At 59.6% G+C, this 15,498-nt stretch carries 15 protein-coding genes and 3 pseudogenes; 12 read left to right on the forward strand and 6 right to left on the reverse strand.

Annotated features, from left to right (window positions below; translation table 11 throughout):
* Window positions 1-2,020: 2,020 nt before the first annotated feature.
* Complete coding sequence (locus A9K65_RS33355; RefSeq protein ID WP_157678601.1) at window positions 2,021-2,497, reverse strand: helix-turn-helix domain-containing protein; 477 nt, start codon at window positions 2,495-2,497, stop codon at window positions 2,021-2,023.
* A gap of 228 nt (window positions 2,498-2,725) precedes the next feature.
* Between A9K65_RS33355 and A9K65_RS33360 the strand changes: the two genes are divergently transcribed.
* Window positions 2,726-3,628: an ankyrin repeat domain-containing protein gene (locus A9K65_RS33360; RefSeq protein WP_027162038.1), complete on the forward strand. Its 903-nt coding sequence runs from the start codon at window positions 2,726-2,728 to the stop codon at window positions 3,626-3,628.
* Window positions 3,629-3,742: 114 nt separating this feature from the next.
* Window positions 3,743-3,874: a hypothetical protein gene (locus A9K65_RS36595; RefSeq protein ID WP_276327777.1), complete on the forward strand. Its 132-nt coding sequence runs from the start codon at window positions 3,743-3,745 to the stop codon at window positions 3,872-3,874.
* A 371-nt stretch (window positions 3,875-4,245) separates the two neighbouring features.
* Here A9K65_RS36595 and A9K65_RS33365 read toward each other — a convergent pair.
* Together A9K65_RS33365 and A9K65_RS33375 are read right to left on the reverse strand one after the other, a co-directional pair.
* Window positions 4,246-4,470, reverse strand: a pseudogene (locus A9K65_RS33365) (cytochrome ubiquinol oxidase subunit I); the annotation flags it as partial.
* Window positions 4,471-5,152: 682 nt separating this feature from the next.
* Window positions 5,153-5,515: pseudogene (locus A9K65_RS33375) on the reverse strand (homospermidine synthase); the annotation flags it as partial.
* A 132-nt stretch (window positions 5,516-5,647) separates the two neighbouring features.
* On the opposite strand from A9K65_RS33375, the gene A9K65_RS33385 reads away from it, so the two are divergent.
* From A9K65_RS33385 to A9K65_RS33420, 8 genes are all read left to right on the forward strand, one after another.
* Complete coding sequence (locus A9K65_RS33385; RefSeq protein WP_198032098.1) at window positions 5,648-6,229, forward strand: GNAT family N-acetyltransferase; 582 nt, start codon at window positions 5,648-5,650, stop codon at window positions 6,227-6,229.
* A 559-nt stretch (window positions 6,230-6,788) separates the two neighbouring features.
* Entirely contained in the window at window positions 6,789-7,331 is a 543-nt protein-coding gene (locus tag A9K65_RS33390) for a sigma-70 family RNA polymerase sigma factor (RefSeq protein WP_027162036.1), read from the forward strand.
* Entirely contained in the window at window positions 7,328-8,170 is an 843-nt protein-coding gene (locus tag A9K65_RS33395; protein WP_063173933.1) for an anti-sigma factor, read from the forward strand. Before A9K65_RS33390 ends, A9K65_RS33395 begins: the two co-directional genes overlap by 4 nt.
* Before the next feature lie 281 nt (window positions 8,171-8,451).
* Window positions 8,452-8,697 carry a DUF680 domain-containing protein gene (locus A9K65_RS33400; protein WP_027162034.1) on the forward strand — a complete coding sequence of 82 codons (246 nt, stop codon included), beginning with the start codon at window positions 8,452-8,454 and terminating at the stop codon, window positions 8,695-8,697.
* 59 nt (window positions 8,698-8,756) lie between these two features.
* Window positions 8,757-8,984 (forward strand): DUF680 domain-containing protein, encoded by a 228-nt coding sequence (locus A9K65_RS33405; protein ID WP_027162033.1) that lies wholly within the window; start codon window positions 8,757-8,759, stop codon window positions 8,982-8,984.
* A 94-nt stretch (window positions 8,985-9,078) separates the two neighbouring features.
* Complete coding sequence (locus tag A9K65_RS33410) at window positions 9,079-10,050, forward strand: MBL fold metallo-hydrolase (protein WP_027162032.1); 972 nt, start codon at window positions 9,079-9,081, stop codon at window positions 10,048-10,050.
* 28 nt (window positions 10,051-10,078) lie between these two features.
* Window positions 10,079-10,558, forward strand: coding sequence for a tetratricopeptide repeat protein (locus tag A9K65_RS33415; protein ID WP_027162031.1), 480 nt, complete (start codon window positions 10,079-10,081; stop codon window positions 10,556-10,558).
* 97 nt (window positions 10,559-10,655) lie between these two features.
* Complete coding sequence (locus A9K65_RS33420; RefSeq protein WP_348629622.1) at window positions 10,656-11,117, forward strand: DoxX family protein; 462 nt, start codon at window positions 10,656-10,658, stop codon at window positions 11,115-11,117.
* Window positions 11,118-11,440: 323 nt separating this feature from the next.
* Here A9K65_RS33420 and A9K65_RS36355 read toward each other — a convergent pair.
* The 3 genes and pseudogenes from A9K65_RS36355 to A9K65_RS33435 form a co-directional block, all read right to left on the reverse strand.
* A pseudogene (locus tag A9K65_RS36355) lies at window positions 11,441-11,617 on the reverse strand (peroxidase); the annotation flags it as partial.
* Window positions 11,618-11,839: 222 nt separating this feature from the next.
* Window positions 11,840-12,796, reverse strand: a complete 957-nt coding sequence (locus tag A9K65_RS33430; RefSeq protein ID WP_161491092.1) for a hybrid-cluster NAD(P)-dependent oxidoreductase — start codon at window positions 12,794-12,796, stop codon at window positions 11,840-11,842.
* Between the two features lie 205 nt (window positions 12,797-13,001).
* The gene (locus A9K65_RS33435) at window positions 13,002-13,859 is read right to left on the reverse strand and encodes a LysR family transcriptional regulator (protein WP_027162028.1); all 858 of its coding nucleotides are present in this window, start codon (window positions 13,857-13,859) and stop codon (window positions 13,002-13,004) included.
* 134 nt (window positions 13,860-13,993) lie between these two features.
* Between A9K65_RS33435 and A9K65_RS33440 the strand changes: the two genes are divergently transcribed.
* Together A9K65_RS33440 and A9K65_RS33445 are read left to right on the forward strand one after the other, a co-directional pair.
* On the forward strand, window positions 13,994-15,076 hold the full coding sequence (locus A9K65_RS33440) for an amidohydrolase family protein (RefSeq protein ID WP_027162027.1): 1,083 nt from the start codon (window positions 13,994-13,996) through the stop codon (window positions 15,074-15,076).
* 11 nt (window positions 15,077-15,087) lie between these two features.
* The gene (locus tag A9K65_RS33445) at window positions 15,088-15,441 is read left to right on the forward strand and encodes a Rieske (2Fe-2S) protein (protein ID WP_023809364.1); all 354 of its coding nucleotides are present in this window, start codon (window positions 15,088-15,090) and stop codon (window positions 15,439-15,441) included.
* Window positions 15,442-15,498 lie beyond the last annotated feature (57 nt).

The following is a 15,498-nucleotide window of genomic DNA, read 5'->3' on the forward strand; positions in this document are numbered from 1 at the left end:
AGGGCTGCCTGTGCAACAAAGGCCGTCGATGCGCGTTGAGGCTCGTCTCAGTGGAGCTTCGACAATGGATCCGGCAACCGCAGCAGTACTGCTTTTACTCTCTTGCAGCCCAGGCGAGGCTGTCGTCTGCAGGCCCATTGATGCCGCGCCGACCACATATGCGTCGCTTGACGTGTGTAAGGCATCTCTGAAAGACAGGCTCGCAGGTGCGCCAAATGGGGAAATCGTCGGACGATGTCATCCCCTCGACGAGACTGTCACCGGTTCCCTGCCCGCCGGGTACACCACCGTTGTTGTCACGCGCGGTGTTGGGAGCAACGCCGTCAGCAATAGCTACATCGTTCAACACAAAGAATAAGGCCCGCCACCTCTCGGCAGCGGGCCAATTCAACAGGATGTTGGATTCAGGCGTTGCCCGCCGGGCGGTACGCCTTCATGTCCGCCGCCCCTTGGCGGTTCAGGTGTTCCCTCACCGGCTTAAGGATAGACGTTGGATGGGTCGGCGTCATGTGCACAGATCGCCAGCCGTGCAACGGTCTAACTGCTTAGCGGCTCCTTTGGTTTTCTGCGCAACGGTCTTTCCCCTAGCTGGATTTAGCTATCCCCCTACGGCTGGGTAGGGACGTCAGTCTCAATTGAGCAATCGCAAATATGCCTATAACTTAGGCAGCGCGGGGGATGATCCCTATGAGCTATCCCGCAATGGCAGGTGCGGCCCACGCTTCAACCTAAGCATCCCCGCACCGGCCATTCTTTTGGGTCTACGGCTGGGTAGCGCCTAGCGGCTCGCTTTTGGCCTTGATTTGTTCTGGCCGTTGCAACTAGGCGCAATCCCGCAGTAGCGGAGCCGCGCAAAGTCCTCGCTAGTTTCACCTTACGTTCCTGTCCGACTGCGGACAATCGCCACCAAAGCACAAGCCCTTGGAAGGGGCCCCTGGGGGGCGGTAGTCGGCACGATCAGGCAGACCAAAAACGGGTTGTGCGACCGTGCCGACCATAGCTGGACACGAGGGTGGGCCTAATGTCCAGGCTCCATATGCTACCGGTACACCGGTCTTGCTACAACTACGCCTGATGGCCTATGTCGCGCTTGAAAATCGAAGTCGCATGGCGATCTGGACGCTACGCAAACCGCACTGCCTGGAATCCTAAAGGGAACTCACCTTCAAGTGGCACATTGACCCTCTGAGCGGTCGATTCAAAAGGATGTAGCCGCTTACACAGGGTCCGCCGCCGGCGCCCCAATAGGCGGCGGGCTTACCCTCAGTGGCTTTCAACGTAGAGCAAGAAGCCCGCCTCGCCTCATTCACGGCGAAATGGTTAGCAGGCGTAACCACATCGAAGGCTCGCCAAAGGACCTCTTCTATACTCGGGAGTCGAATCCACGAGCGGAATGCGCAGCGGCCAGCCGTTGACCATCTGGAAGACCCAACGACGTCCTTGGACCACGCCAAGGCGCCTGTAACGACAAGAGGCGCATAGGTCGCGATGACCACATGGGTCTGCCTGTAGTATGTGGAGGTCATTACACGTTCGACATACTCGCGCTGCCAGTTCGGGTGAAGGCTGCTCGGGTTCGTCGATGAGGAAAACAGGCTGATGGCCTCGCTCCGCGGTGCTTAGGAACACCAGCGATGAAATCAGTGACAATTCGCCTGACCTGGCGTCTTGCAATTCGATCATCGGCCCATCTCGGCGCTCGAGATGTACCTGGATCGGCTCGCGTAGAAAATCGTGCTGCCGAAGGCAGCGCTCGTTCCTGAGCACTGCTCAGAAATCGCGACCTAATGAGAACGACAGCTTAGGGTCCGTCTGGTCTAACCAAACCACTTGCTTGGGTTGGACGGAATGGCGGCCTCCTGATCCAAAGAGAGCACGCTCTCAAAATCCAGAACCTGTCGTCCAGTGTTGACGGCGGAGAAACCGAACCTCGGGTGGGATCCGCAGTAATTGAGAACCGCTCCGGCTTCATAGAAGCTCGCGCTGGATTCGCGGAAGGACGCAGCAATGGCCTGCTTTATTACAGAGCGGGGTGAGTTGAAGGCCGAGATACGACGCAAGTTCCGAATGCCCGCAAATCTGTCTCGTGCAGTGTTCGAGACGACCGTGAGGTCCGTCGGATTTGTAGAGGTTCCCCTCGCACGGCTTCCTTGCGCCGGTGAGCACCGCGCCGCCTGGCCCGTCCCACCAGCCCAGCCGCATGAAGCTGCGTCTTGATGAAGGGGTAGCCCCAGCTGAAGTCATGATCGCGCAGCAGGTGTTCGTGGAAATGCTTCACGTTCCAGCCAAGGTAGCGGTGGCGATAAAGTTCCAGCATCTCCTCGATCGCCTCCGCGGGCACCCGGCGCGTCGAAAGCTTGCCCAAACGCCGGTCGAGCAACCCAGCCTCCCCAGCCTCTTCGTAACGCTCGCGGTAACGCCGGAATTTCCGCTCCGACATGCCCAGCAACTCGCCTGCCTCCATCATCGAAAGATCGCCGCCATTCCAGCGGCTCAATAATCCCGAAACTTCTGCATTCTCCGGTCCTCTAGCCACGCTGCCCGCTTCATGCCCAGCCTCCATTCGCTGGCGATAAAACCGGACAACTCGCGTGCTACCTAATCCGGACAACTCATGTGCTTACGACAGCAGTTGCTGAAATACATTGCCGCGATTAAGCATTCGGACTAAAGTCATCCCTTCTCGCAGCGTGCCGCGTCCTCCGGTTTGACACAGGGGTGCCGAATGCGCATGTCCTTGCTTTTCATTTCACTGCTGATTGCACACATCCCGATTGTATCGCATGCCGCCGCCATTCACGACGCCGCCGTGAAGGGAGATGTCGCGGCAATTACGGCAGCGCTCGACGCCGGTGCCGGCGTCGACGAGAGCGATGGAAAAGCAACGCCGCTCTATCTTGCGGTTAGGGGCGGGCATCTTGCGGCGGCAAAACTGCTCATGGAACGAGGTGCCGACGCCAACGTTGCCCCGACGCCGCTTTTGGGACCTCCCCTCATGCCGGCTTTGGCAAAACGCAGGGTCGACTTGATCAATCTGTTGCTGCAGGGGGGCGCAAATCCAAATGCGCAGCGCGGCGGTGAATCCGCCCTTCACATCGCCGTCAGATCCGGCTGTCTCGATTGCGTGAAGGCACTGGTCGAGGCCGGCGCCGATGTGAATGCGAAGACAAAGGACGGCAAGACACCGCTCCACATGGCAAAATTCAAGGGGCAACATGAAGTTGCCGCATATCTCTTGTCGCACGGCGTCGTCTTGCCAACGCCAGCCCCTATCTCGATGAAATTGAAATTGTCAAATGCGGATGTCGAGAAAGGCCGAACCTACTTCACCCATGTGTGTCACGGTTGCCACAATGCCGAGCCACAGGGAGAGACCAAGACGGGGCCCAACTTGTGGGGCGTCGTCGGCCGCGACAAGGCATCCATGGCAAGTATGCGTTACTCCGACACATTGCTGGGCTGGGAGGGTGTATGGACGTATGAGGACCTGAACACATATCTCTTCGGGCCCATGCTCACAACGCCGGGCGTCAAGATGGAGACGCCCGGTGTCCCGGACGAGACCGAACGGGTCAACGTGATCGCGTACTTGCGCACACTCAGCGACAAGCCGATTCCGCTGCCCTGAACCCCTACCCTGGTCCCTCCCCAGTATCGCCCCTTTGTAAAAGCGCACTGGGAATGCCAGCGCGCAAAAGAAGCCTTTAACGCTTATTCAACTTATCTATTTTAGAAGGTGCTAATGCGCTTCTCAATCCTGCTTTTTGGCTGGGCAGCATTTTTCGGTTGGGATTTCGCCGCCAATGATGGCCAAACCATTATTGGCCTTGGCGTGCGAGTTGCCAGGCTATTCCACCTCTCCGGGCTAATTTGAAATTAGGACGACGTCAGCGCTTCTTCACCTTCGGCGTGATCTCCTCGACCCGCACCTTGTCGCCGATCTCCCTTAGCCAGCGGGTATGTCCGAGGCAGGCTCGTCGAGAAAGGCCCCTGCCCCTTTTTACTAGCTCTCGACGAGCCGTGCGCCGCTTACCCCCGGACGGCAAACGCTGTCGCAGTCTGCCTTGATCGTCAAGCGACTGTTCTGTTCGCGTGTTCGTTAGCTCAATCAGGTTGCGCTAATGTCACATTCGGTGGACGCGTACGCGTGCGCGCAACTGCAAGCCGTCTCATTCACCCTTCCGCCGTTTCAATTTCGGCATGATCTCCTCGATCCGCGCCTTCACGCCGTCCTGGGCCATCGCCACCGGTGACGACGCCCATTCCGAACGCAATCGAGAATATCTTGATCCAGAACGTCGAGATGCGGAGATAGATGTCCCTTCCGGTCAAGAAATTGAGGCCTTCCAGCATCGCGATGAACGCGGCCAATCCTACAGTAATAGCCGGCAGCAGGATGTGCCAGCCGATGACCCAGCCGAACTGCAGTCGCGATAGCAATACAGGATCGAAGTCCTCGTCCCTCTGGATGCAGGCGAGCCGGCGAGAATCGCATCACCTTCCGTAGTAGCGGCGGCTGTGGCGGGAGCGCGTTTTCAGTGCCGTGGTCAAGCTATGGGAATTGGCGACGGTGTCGATGCCGGATTTTGAAACCAGCTGTTCTGCCGCGTCGTACGGCTTGCAACTCTCAGGCGTGACCGCGCCAGAGGCGATAGAGCACGCACCTAGCTTGCGTGCTTGTGCTGCTTAGCTGCGCAACGACCCCCGGGGGGCGATGGGAACCGTCTGCGGCGATCCATGCTTCGGTGTGCTTGCAGCTCGCTTAGTCAAAGCGCTTCTCTGGGTAGGCACAGGGCGATCCGACCAACGGACAAGCGACGGCAGGACGAGAAATCGATGCTGCCGTCCAGTCCCGCCAGAATTGCCGCACGACAGGCAATGTAACGCGTGAAAGGCGTTTGAAACGTCACATTCGGCTATATGAGAATGAACGCCCCGATAAGAAGCGCGCCAAGCCCGATCGCGACGACAAGCCGTGTGGTGAGATCCATCAGGTCAATTTCCTTATTGCCAACTCTAACGTCTCGAGTTGGACGAGACCTTCCGTACGGAATCGTCGGTCCACGCCAATTGCCTCCGCGCCGGGAGAGAACCATGTCGGCAGCTTTGCCGGAGCAGAAACCCGTTGCGCCGCTGCCCTGCCCGGCGGCTATCATGAAACCAGCACATTCCGGAACTGCCAGGGATCGGATGTGTCGATGTCCTCCGGGAAGAGCCCAGGCCGGCCATCCAGAGGCGTCCAGTCCGTATAGACACCAACGAGAGAGCCAAGATAGGGCTTCTGGATCTCCAGGCAGCGCCGGAAGTCCAGATCTTCAACTTCCACGATGCCGGCCTCGGGGTTTTCAAGCGCCCAGACATGCCTGCGAGCACAGCCGACGTGACCTGAAGCCCAGTAGCATTGTGATGGGGCACGAGCTGTCGTGTCTTCAATCGCGAGCTGCGAACCGTACCAAAACGCGTTTCTTGAATGGCCCTAAAGAAGCACGCCAAGTTCATCTATCCCGTCGACGATATGCGCGAAAGTTGTTGAACGCCTTCGCCGCGGAGGCTGCCATTAGGGGTGTTCGAGGGATCTGGGTGCAGAGCCACGATTTCCAGGCGCCAGGATTGCATGAAAAGGCCGGTTTTGTGCGTGTAGCTGAGTTTGCAGATTGGCCGGAGGGACACTCCAACGTTATTCTCTGCAGAACCCTGGAAGCCACGACGGCAACTCCATGACCACCATTTAGCGCAGGTAGCTGACGCGGACGCACTACCCGATATCGAACAGTCGGAGGGTGACGCTTACCGCGAAGTTGCGGAGCTGGCCTGGATTGCCGATGACGAAAACCAGACCGTCGAGCGTCACCGTGAACTTATCGCTAAGGGCACGTGCTGGGTAGCGGTGGAGCAGGATGGCCGGACGGTCGCATTCCTGAGCGCGGAGATCCAGGACGACACATTGCACATCTGGGAACTAGCTGCGCGCCTTGACCGACAACGCTCAGGTATCGGACGCGCCTTGCTCGAAAAAGCAATCACAGATGCGAGGGAGCGCCGCCTTGTCGCGATCACCCTGACAACGTTTCGGGATGTGATCTGGAACGCGCCTTTCTATCAGAAGCTGGGCTTTCAGGTGCTGGGCGAGACGCATGCGGGAGACCGGCTTCGTCAAATACTGCGTCGGGAGATCGAACACGGGATGCCGGCAAGCAGGCGCTGCGCCATGCGCCTCATTCTCGGCTAGACGGAAATTGGCTAAAGTGATGGACAAAACCCTTGCTCTGGCAATGCCCGAATTTCGACCGGCTCTGATCGGCTGAGCTGGAAGGTTGATATCGCAGGCTAAAGAGCGTTGAAAAGCTGGCTCGGCCGGACCAATTTACATTGCGAAGAAGATTTTTCGCTACCCGGGAATAAAACGCCGCCCGCCCTGGTCTTCCATGCATACGCTGCTGATTGACCTTGAAGGAACGTCCCCCTGCAACCCCACACACTGACGACCGCGACGGCAATGGTCGACGCATTCCCTGGTGAAGGCGACGCGTTGGCCGCCTGCGGCTCCCAGCCTGTCTGCCTTAAACGTCCTGCCCAGTCGGGATCGAGAGAGCTCAGACGCCGCGGATGCGAGAACGCATCGGGGTGGATGCATCGTTGCGGTCCAGTGTGTGATTGACATCGATGAAACAGTTGCCTTCACATTCACCGCAGCTGGCGACCCTAAATACTTCCGCTGGGTTCGCTTGCAAGACAGAACCATCTTCGCTTCCTGGCACTCAAGGCGAGGCGCATATCACGGTACACCAATGCTAAGCAGCAATGCGCAGGCCGACCGCTTCAGCGAAGTGGTAATGCCTCATCTCGCCGACGCGCTTTCGCTGGCCCGTTGGCTAACCGGCAATGCCACCGACGCCGAGGATGTCGTGCAGGACGCGTGCATGAAGGCACATGCCAGCATCGCCAGTTATGCCGGCGGCAATGCACGCGCCTGGCTGCTCACCATCGTGCGCAATGCGTGCTACACATGGCTGGCGCGGAACCGCCCGCGCAGCATCGTCTCGGTGGGCGATCTCGCCGATCTCGACGAGGTGAGCTCCGCTCACGCAGCCGATCCACCCGACAGCGAGAGCCCGGAGGCGACCCTGATCGCCAAGGCAGATACCGTGGCACTCGAAGCCGCGATCGCCGCCCTGCCGCAGCCGTTTCGCGAGACCCTCGTGCTGCGCGACATCAATGGCCTCGCCTACCGCGATATCGCGGCCATGCTAGGCGTGCCGATGGGTACGGTGATGTCACGGCTGGCGCGGGCGCGTGGCCTGCTGATCTCTGGCCTTGGGAGGGCGCAATGAGCGCGCACAACGACGGATTGCCCGAGGATGCCGCAGGCATGAACCTGATGCTGCACGCGCTGGTCGATGGCGAGCTTGACGCCGCCGCGGCCATAGCCGTTGAGCGGCGCATAGCCGCCGACCCCAAGCTGGCCGCCGAACATGCCCGCGTCATCGCCTTGCAAGGGGCTGTGGCCGGACTTCCGAAGCCGCAAGTAAGCGACGCCTTCAGCGCGCGCATCGCAGCCATGGCTGCTGCCGGCAATGTCGAGGTACTGCGCCCCACAGCGCCGACGGCACCAGCGAAGGCAAATCGAACGGGGTGGTCGGCGCGCAACTTCGGCTCATTCGATTGGCGCGCCATGGCGGCGTCTATCATGCTCAGCGCGGTGCTGGCCAGCGGTGCAACGCAATGGGCGATGCAGCCTGGCGTAGCCGATGGCTTTGCCGCAGGGGTAGCCAGCGGTCACCAGCGCAGCCTGTTGGCGATGAGCCCGGTGGATGTCGTCTCGTCGGACCGACACACGGTGAAGCCCTGGCTCGACGCAAGGCTCGGTCTTTCGCCGCCGGCGCCGGACATGGCCAAGGATGGATTTGCACTCATCGGTGGCAGGGTCGAGGTCATCGGCGGCCGGGCGGTGCCGGCACTGGTCTATCGCCACCGCGAGCATCTGATCACCCTTGTAGCCGAGCCTCAAAATGCCGGAGCTGTGACCGACCCTGTCGATCTCTCTGAGGGCGGTTTTTCGCTGGTGCAGTGGAGCGACGGCGCCTTCTCCTACTGGGCGATTTCCGACATGGAGCGGCCGGAGCTGGACGATTTCGTAGCGCGCTTCCGCGCCGCCACCGTGACCGGCTGATAGCCGACCGCCCAGACCTTTTCAGCCAATATCAAGTGCGACGTCACCGCTGGCTCGGCTACTTCGCGGTCAGACAGACCCACGGCACCAGATGGTGCCGACCTCGGACGTGCGCGTGCAGCGTCGGCTGGCCCAGTTCCCGACAGCCGCCGTCCCTGATTTTGGAACCTCCAAAAGAATTTCGCGCCACCCGGGAATAAAGGGATGTCTTGGCGAGTCTTGTTGTTAGCGGGGCCAATTTCCCGGCACGCAACCAAGAAACGAAACAAGGATCTACCAAAATGACCAAGCTCGCTCTCAGCGTGGCTGCCATGCTGCTTGCCTCAAGCGCTGCCTTTGCCGGCAGCGACCATGGCGCCAACAACTCCAACCAGCCGGCCACCAGCGTCGACACCAACGCTACTGCTTCCATTCGCTCCACGCCGCGTCAGGACAGCGTCGACTCCAAGGTGACGACCGGGCCGAGCCAGGGGTCGGTTCAGGACATCATCAACCGGCACAACAACGACGGACTCTGGGGCCGCTGAACGCGCCTCGACCTCCAAACAACAACTTCTCTCAATCCTCAAGATCAGGAACTGTTTCAATGAAAAAGATCGTCCTTACCGCTGCCGCCATCCTCGTTGCCAGTGGCACGGCCTTCGCCGGCAGCGACCACTACGGCTCGAACACTTCCCGCCAGCCGGTCGCCAGCCATTCGGCTTCAAAAATCGACACCTCGCACACCAGCTCGATCCGAGAGGTCAAGAAGATCCATGGTGGTGCCGATGCCGGCGTGCCGGCGCAGTACGGCCAGGGCACCTGGGGCAACTGAGTTTCATCCGGTCAGGACCGATAGGTTCGGCAATCAGGACGGAGGGCCACGCTTGGCTTTCCGCCACCCCCACCTCTTAACACAGGAGATCATCATGTTTAACATGACACGTCGCACGTTGCTTGGGTCCGCAACTGCCGCTGCCGCATTCGGCCTCGCCGGCAGGTTGGAATTCACCCGTCCTGCCTTCGCCGAAACAGCAGTCGAGCCGGCCGTTGGCTTCTACAAATACATGGTCGGCGATATCGAGATCACCGCCATCTATGACGGCATCTGGCGCAAGCCGCACGACCCAGCTTTCATCAAGGATGTCTCCGTCGAGGACACCAAGGCAGCCCTTGCCAAGGCCGGCCTGACGACAGACTTCATGCCTATCCCGCTCACCGTCGTCGTCCTCAAGATGAACGGCAAGGTGATTATGATGGATGCCGGTTCGGGCGTCGGCCAATGGCAAACCAATGCCACCCATCTGCCGGCCAACATGGCCGCCGCTGGCATCGACTACAAGACTATCGACACCATCATGATCTCGCATTTCCATCCCGACCACGTCTGGGGCCTGATGGAAAAGGGGACCAGCGCGCCTGTGTTCCCCAATGCCGAGCTCATCGTCAACGCCACGGAATACAAGTGGTGGACCGACCCCGGCCGACTGGCAAAGCTGCCCGAAGGGCGCAAGCCGGCGGGCAAGCGCATCGCCGAAAACTTCCCGAAATGGAAGAACTGGAAGCTGGTCGAGGACGGCGCCGAAGTGGCGCCTGGCATGCAGATCATCGCCGCGCCCGGTCATACGCCAGGCCATTCGGTCTACCTCGCAAACTCCGGCAAGGAGCAGATCATGATTTCGGCAGACACAATGTATGTGCCGGCACTGCTGGCGCCGCATCCGGACTGGCAAGGCACCTACGACCAGGATGGGCCGACGGCCATTACCACGCGCCACAAACTGATCGATCGCGTGATTGCCGACAACATCCGCATCTCCGGTTCGCACTTCCCGTTCCCGGGCACCGGCACCTTCGTCAAGGACGGCAACGCCTACGGCTTCACCCCCGTGCAAATTTAAGCGCGGCAATCCCAAAGCGAGAAAGACAATGAAACCTTCCCTCTTCAACAGGCACAACCTGTTCGGGCTGCTCGGCGCCGTTGCCGTGCTGACTGCCGTTCCGGTCGCCGTCACCGTGCCGGCCTATGCCGTGGACAACATTGAAGGCGACGACGCGCCCGACCTCACCGCAGTAAAAGCCAAGATCGATGCCAAGGACTATAAGGGTGCATTGGCCGATCTTCGTGACCTGGCGCAGGACACGCAGCAGGCCGACGTCTACAATCTGCTCGGCTTCACGCTGCGCAAGACCGGCGATTACACGACGGCACTGACCTACTACACCAAGGCGCTCGAACTGAAGCCGGACCACAAGGCGGCGCGCGAATATCTCGGCGAACTCTATGTCGAGACCGGCGACATGGCCAAAGCTAGGGAGCAGCTGGCATCGCTGACCCAGCTCTGCCCGGCAGGCTGCGAGGAACGCGCAGACCTGCAGAAGGCCATCGACACCAAAGTGACCCAATGAAGCCAGGCGGGCGCCTTCGTGCGGCGCCTGCCCTCTTTCCTATCTGGAGCCAATCGTGACAACGACACAAATCGCCTTGAAACTACATCTCACCGACTTGACCCTGCTGACGGGTCGCCTGCTGCTCTCATTGCTCTTCGTGCATGAAGGCGTTGAGCTGGCGATCCATTTCGACGGTGCCGCAAAAGCCATGGCCGCCCTCGGCGTCAGCCTGCCGCTTCTGATGGCCACCATAGCGCTGCAGCTGGGAGCCGGTCTTTCGATCGGCCTGGGCCTGCTGACGCGTCTGGGCGCGGTCGCGCTCGGACTGTTCTGTTTGGCAACGGCAGCCCTGTTCCACACCAATTTCGCCAGCCAGAACGAATTTCTGCATTTGGAAAAGGATCTCGCCATAGCGGGCGGCATGTTCGTCCTCGCCATCGCCGGAGCCGGCGCGATATCTCTCGACAGGGTGCTGAACGGACTCATGAGGCGCCGGCAACAGGACAGAGAGACGGTTGCCGCGCTCATAGCGGCCGGTAGCCCTTTGTCGGTGGGCGATATCAAGCTCCCGTTCTAATTTCGACCAAGACGCTGGGTCTCATATCAACTCGGCACGCCACAAACGCCTCGGGTGACCAGATGGCGCAAGCCGTTCGTGGCGTGCCGTTCATCGACGTCCGCTTAACGGCACGGATAGGGCCGCCCTATCGGCCGATTTGAGGCGCAAAGCTGCCAATGGGTGTAAGATAAATGCGATCAGCGAATGGGGGGCCTAGCTTCTTGAATTTGGGCGAACCGCCTCGTAACCAGTTGACAGATAACGATGTGCTAGTCGCTGAGGGTCAGCGTTCTCTGTACGGGTCGCCAAGCCGTTTCCTCGTACTGTATGGTCTGGCGGACCTACTTACGATGACTCCGAATAGATCCGTCCGACAGGGCCGGACCAGCGGTCGAGGTGACTGCTTCCCGGGTCGCAACGTTCTCCAGAAATGTCGTCGCCGGCACGAAGAACAATGTGCCGGTGACCGCGCGGCTGAAGTCCAGCAACCGATCGTAGTTGCCTAGCGGCCGGCCAATGCGCTGCCACGTTTCGAGCCCTAAAGCTGACATTCGCGTCTGTAGCTCAGTAAGGGTTGGAATAAGTCGAACGGTGCCACGGGTGCGCGGGTGGTAAACCCGAAAACCTGGAGGAAGGGGGCGGCTCTGCTCCCATTTCGAAGGCGGCGGCAACATTTTGAGACCAGACCCTCGAGGCCAAGCGCGCGCAAGGCGGCCTTTTCAAAGGTCAACAACGCCGAGTTAAACGTCGAGCAAAACCGTTCCTTGCGGGCGGCTGCAACATGCCAGGACATAGCCGGCCGATTTATCTTCAGCATTCAGCCCGCCTAGATCGTCCATGGCAACTTCGCCGGATAGTTTGGCTATTCGGCACGTTCCGCAAACGCCCTGCTGGCAGGCGGTTGGGATGTAGATGCCACAGTTCCGTGCCGCTTCAAGCAGGGTCTCTCCGGGCGCGCAGTGATGCTCCACGCCCGAGCGGGCGAAACGGACCGAAGACGAAATCGCTGAAGCCAATTCCGACCGCGAACCATTGCTGCCTCCGAAACTCTCCTCGTGATACTGCGCCGGCGGGAAGCCTATTGCGTGAAGGCAGGCCCGTGCCGTCTTCATGTACCCTTCGGGTCCACAGGCAAAAACGGTGCGCCTGCGGAGATTGGGAACGAGGGTCAGCAGCATCTGACTGTCTATTCGGCCAGTTGGCCCCCTCCAGGTGCGATCTTCCTGGCTGCAAACGCACGTTACCCGCACGTTGGGGAAGCGAGAGGCAAGTGCGTCCAATTCCCTTCGAAAGATTATATCACCTGGCGTTCTGGCACTATGAATGAAGGAGATATCCTGGTCGGTTGCGCGGTCGGTAAGCGCACGCAACATCGACATCACGGGCGTTATCCCGCTGCCGCCCGAAAGGAAGAGCGGCGTTTCATATGGCAGGTCATCGAGATTGAATGAGCCGAGCGGCCCTTCGATTTCGATCTCGTCGCCCGCCCCCAAATTGTCGTGGAGCCAATTCGAAACCAGGCCGCCCGGTGTTCGCTTCACCGTGATCTGCAGGTCGAGCGGTCGCGTCGGTGGTGAGGAAACAGAGTAGGAGCGCGTCACCGCGGCACCCTCGATCTTGAGGTGCACGAGCACATACTGGCCCGCGCTGAAGCAGAACATCCGATCCGTCGGGGATGTGAAAACGAAAGTTTTCACATCGGGCGTCTCCTCGATTACACGACGGCAGAGTACGAGCTGCGATGTGGTTTGTGCCCATTGCCGATGACGCATCATCGGGAGGAGGCCGGGGGTCCCAACGTGTGCGTTCATCATTCATCTCGGTTTGAAGTAGAGCCAAGATGCCATTTCCGGGCCCGCCATAACAGGAGCCTCCCTCGCGAGTTATGATCGATTATTTCGATCACATATCCAGTGACATCACGGCAACGTGAAGGGCGCGGATTCCCTTGCGGATGATCGGTTCGTGCTTGCGGCGCGCCAGGATGGCCGTGTGTACCGGCTGATGCAGGGTCGGAGCGCCTTCGACGATGAACGATGGGCGTTCGAGGGCAAACCTGCGCGCATCGTCACTTCGCATATAGCAGGTCCCGCCCGCGCGCCGTAGCATCATCTCCGCCAAGGTTTCTGATCCCATGGAAAGGCGACAGATCGCCAACTCGCCAAGCAGTTCGGCATGGGCCTTCTCCAGCAGGACCGTATAGCCAGGACGAATATAGGTTTCAGGATCGACCTCGGAGAGGGTTCTGGCTACCGTGGAAACCATCACATATTCCTCAACCATCAAATGTTCATAGGAGATTTCGGGTAGGTATCGCGGGGCGTAAAGCACTGCGATGTCGAGATTTCCCATGCTTAGGTCGCTGACCATCTGGTTCGAATAATCCGACTCGACATGGATCGACGATTTGGGAAGAGCCTGACACAGCGTCTCCACCCAACCCGGCAAAACCGAGCGGGTCATCCCGACCTGCGCGGCGACGCGCAAGGTGCCTTCGAAACGATTGAACGCCCGGACATCGTGGCGAGCCTGCGACCATGTAGACAGCAGGGATCTTGCGTAAGCTTCGAACCGGCGTCCTGCGGCGGTCGGTTCCGCCCCGGCGCGTCCGCGCTGGAACAGTTCGGACCCGATTGCGCTCTCGAGGTTCTTGATGCGGGTGCTGATCGTCGACTGGGTCAATCCTAGCCGATCCGCGGTGCGATTGAAGTTTCTCGATTCGATGATGTCCAGAAAGGTCTCGATGTGATCAAGTTGCATGAAATCTCCAATCGAAAAACTCGATCATATTCCACGTATCATAAGCTTGATCAAACAATACTCAAGGCGGAAGCTGTAGCACATCAGCGGCCGGCAGCGCCGCCGGGACGAGATACGGATACGGAGCGGAAGAAGTGTTCATAGTCGACTGCGACTGTCATAATTACTGGTCAAGCGCCACTGTGTTGGAGCCCTATCTCTCCGGCTTGTGGAAAGACATGTTCATCGAGGGCGAGAAAACAGGGCCCGTTGGGGCCTTTCCGCATGGTCATCGGCCCTGGTTCCACCCGCAGGACTTTTCCCGCAAGGACATCCGTCCGAAAACGGAAGCCGACAACTATCTCATCATGAAAGAGAAGCACCTCGACAAATACAAAGTCGACGTGGCGATCCTGACCGGCGATGAGCCTATCGAGGCGTCGACCCTGGCTAACCCTTACTATGCCAGCGCTCTGGTCAGCGCTTACAACGATTATCAGATCGATCAGTGGTTGCCGAAAGACGATCGGTTCATGGGCTCGATCATCATCGCGCCACAGGATCCGAAGCTCGCTGCCGCCGAGATACGCCGTCTTGGCCGCCATCCGCGCATGGTCCAGGTTCTCGCCTCCCAGGGGTCCGTCAAGCCGTATGGCGACCCGTTTTACCATCCGATCTACGAAGCCTGCGCGGAAGTGGGGTTGCCATTCGCCATTCATCTGGGCGGGCATGGCGGCGTGAATTCAACTGCCATTGCTCCTGCTCCGACGACATTCTTCTGGGAAACGCATGCCATTCTGCACATGTCGGCGATGTCGCACGTGGCAAGCATGATCGCCCATGGCGTCTTCGAGAAATGGCCGGACCTCTACTTCGTGATCATCGAGTGCGGCGTCGCCTGGGTTCCGTCGGTCCTTTGGCGCCTGGACGCCGACTACAAAGCGCTGCGCAAGGAGACGCCATGGCTGAAGATGCTGCCGTCTGAATATTGCCGGCGCAACATCCGCTTTTCCACGCAGCCGCTGGAGCAGCCTGCAAACATCCAACATCTCTGGTCCACGCTCGAAGCGATGGACGGCGAAAACACGCTGATGTTTGCATCAGACTATCCGCACTGGGATTACGACGATGCCAACACGCTGCAAATCCCTCCTGCATGGAAGAGCAAGATCATGGGACTGAACGCGCTGGAAGTCTACAAACGCATCCCCCGCGCGCAAGCCGCGAATGCCGCCTGAGGAAGCATACGATGCCCGAGAAGACATATATCTGCCGCGTCGACGAGATCGAAACAGGGTCTCCGTTCATCGCCAAGATCCGCAGCCTTTCGGTCGGGATTTTCCGCATCGGAGATTCATTCCACGCGCTGCTGAATGTCTGTCCGCACCGCGGCGCTCCGCTTTGCGAGGGGCCGCAATGCGGCACAACCGCGCCCGTTGAACAGGCGCAATTCATCTATCATCGCGAAAACGAGATCGTTCGATGCGCCTGGCACGGGTGGGAGTTCGACATCAAGTCAGGCGCGGCCTTGGTCGATCCCTCCGTTCGCGCGCGCACATTTCCAGTCACCGTCGAAGCCGGCGGCATCTACGTGACGGCCTGATTGGCGCAAGCCGATTGGGATTGGAAAAATTCGAAGGAAAGGTGGCGGAGCCAATAA

The sequence above is a fragment of the Mesorhizobium sp. WSM1497 genome, from assembly GCF_001672455.2.
In the GTDB taxonomy this organism is placed as follows: domain Bacteria; phylum Pseudomonadota; class Alphaproteobacteria; order Rhizobiales; family Rhizobiaceae; genus Mesorhizobium; species Mesorhizobium ciceri.

Bases quoted from the DNA above. Each gene is read 5' to 3' on its own strand.
- A9K65_RS33360 (WP_027162038.1), top strand. From the start codon at position 2,726: ATGCGCATGTCCTTGCTTTTCATTTCACTGCTGATTGCACACATCCCG.
- A9K65_RS36595 (WP_276327777.1), top strand. From the start codon at position 3,743: ATGCGCTTCTCAATCCTGCTTTTTGGCTGGGCAGCATTTTTCGGTTGG.
- A9K65_RS33390 (WP_027162036.1), top strand. From the start codon at position 6,789: ATGCTAAGCAGCAATGCGCAGGCCGACCGCTTCAGCGAAGTGGTAATG.
- A9K65_RS33395 (WP_063173933.1), top strand. From the start codon at position 7,328: ATGAGCGCGCACAACGACGGATTGCCCGAGGATGCCGCAGGCATGAAC.
- A9K65_RS33400 (WP_027162034.1), top strand. From the start codon at position 8,452: ATGACCAAGCTCGCTCTCAGCGTGGCTGCCATGCTGCTTGCCTCAAGC.
- A9K65_RS33405 (WP_027162033.1), top strand. From the start codon at position 8,757: ATGAAAAAGATCGTCCTTACCGCTGCCGCCATCCTCGTTGCCAGTGGC.
- A9K65_RS33410 (WP_027162032.1), top strand. From the start codon at position 9,079: ATGTTTAACATGACACGTCGCACGTTGCTTGGGTCCGCAACTGCCGCT.
- A9K65_RS33415 (WP_027162031.1), top strand. From the start codon at position 10,079: ATGAAACCTTCCCTCTTCAACAGGCACAACCTGTTCGGGCTGCTCGGC.
- A9K65_RS33435 (WP_027162028.1), bottom strand. From the start codon at position 13,859: ATGCAACTTGATCACATCGAGACCTTTCTGGACATCATCGAATCGAGA.
- A9K65_RS33445 (WP_023809364.1), top strand. From the start codon at position 15,088: ATGCCCGAGAAGACATATATCTGCCGCGTCGACGAGATCGAAACAGGG.